The following is a 1159-nucleotide window of genomic DNA, read 5'->3' as shown; positions in this document are numbered from 1 at the left end:
CGTGAGTGATTGCCATGCGTCATCGCATCGGTGAAACCGTGATCCAGCGGGTTGCCTTCCCACCATTTGCCCGTCTGCAGCGTCGCGTAGCCGTTCTTCTTCAGTTCCTTCACGAAGGAAGGGATCTTTAGCATCGGCGCGGTCATTCGGTTACGAAACGCGGTGGAGACCGTTTTGTGTTCAGCGTCCTTGCGATTGACACCCTCGGGTAGCAGCGGATCGTTACCACGAATCCCGATTTCGTGCGGATACATCCCGGTCACGATGCTGGCCAGCGACGGTCGACACAGCGGCGCGGTGACGTATCCTCGTTCATACAATAACCCCGACTTGGCCAGCTGATCCAAATTCGGCGTCTGCAAGTGCGGATGTCCCATAAAACCATAGTCGTCCCAACCTTGGTCATCACTGAGTAGAAAGACGACATTGGGACGTTCGGCACGGGCCGACGCGGCGTTCAAAAACGCCAAAAGGGTTAAGAGACTCAATACAGTAAAACGGTTCATTATGATCCAGCGGTAGAAAGACATGTTGTAAATGAGTATCTAAGCAGGCGAGCAGGTGTTTTTCCTTAGTTTACCCGCTTTGCCGCGGTGTATTCGACGGACTAGGAAGTCCATCGTACGACGAAATCAACAGCCTGCTAGCGTCCAAACGGATAACCGGCTTATTGATTTATTGAGCCGTGACGCGTCATTGGGGTCCCCGTCTGCAGCCCGGTGCCTTACGGCCCCCGGCTCACCGTTGCTCGGCAGGCGGGAGCCTGCAATTCATTGGGTTCCCAGGCTGCAGCCCGGGAACCAGTGGTGGCGATTGCCGGGGAATTTTCTAATTTCGCTTCTTTTTCCGAGGAACCCAGGTCTCGGGTGCGTCGAGCATTAACGGGGGATGAAACACGGTTAATTCGTCACCTTGATCCTTGATCCAATGGTTCAATTCCGAAGTCAGCTCGTGTTGTACGGACGAGAGTTCTTCGCGGCCGGCCAGATTGCTCAGTTCATTCGGGTCGTTTTGTAGATCGTACAGTTCGTACTCGGGGCGACTGTAATAACGAGCAAGCACCGCGGCGGCATGCGGATCCGTCTTCGCTGCCTCGGTCCACTCTCTGAAGTAGTCGCCCGATGTCTCACGCAGTAGTAGATCGATATACGAGGTAAAC

General features: G+C 54.6%; 2 protein-coding genes. Both read right to left on the bottom strand.

The window, feature by feature from the left end; all coding sequences use genetic code 11:
- Nucleotides 1-506, bottom strand: a 506-nt coding sequence (locus RMSM_RS13630; protein WP_040766436.1) for a sulfatase-like hydrolase/transferase, incomplete at its 3' end; no start/stop codon positions are given.
- Between the two features lie 322 nt (nucleotides 507-828).
- Nucleotides 829-1159, bottom strand: a 331-nt coding sequence (locus RMSM_RS13625) for a sulfatase/phosphatase domain-containing protein (protein WP_040766434.1), incomplete at its 5' end; no start/stop codon positions are given.

This window comes from Rhodopirellula maiorica SM1 (assembly GCF_000346295.1).
GTDB classification, from domain to species: Bacteria; Planctomycetota; Planctomycetia; order Pirellulales; family Pirellulaceae; genus Novipirellula; species Novipirellula maiorica.
This window is presented reverse-complemented; position numbering and strand designations above follow the sequence as displayed.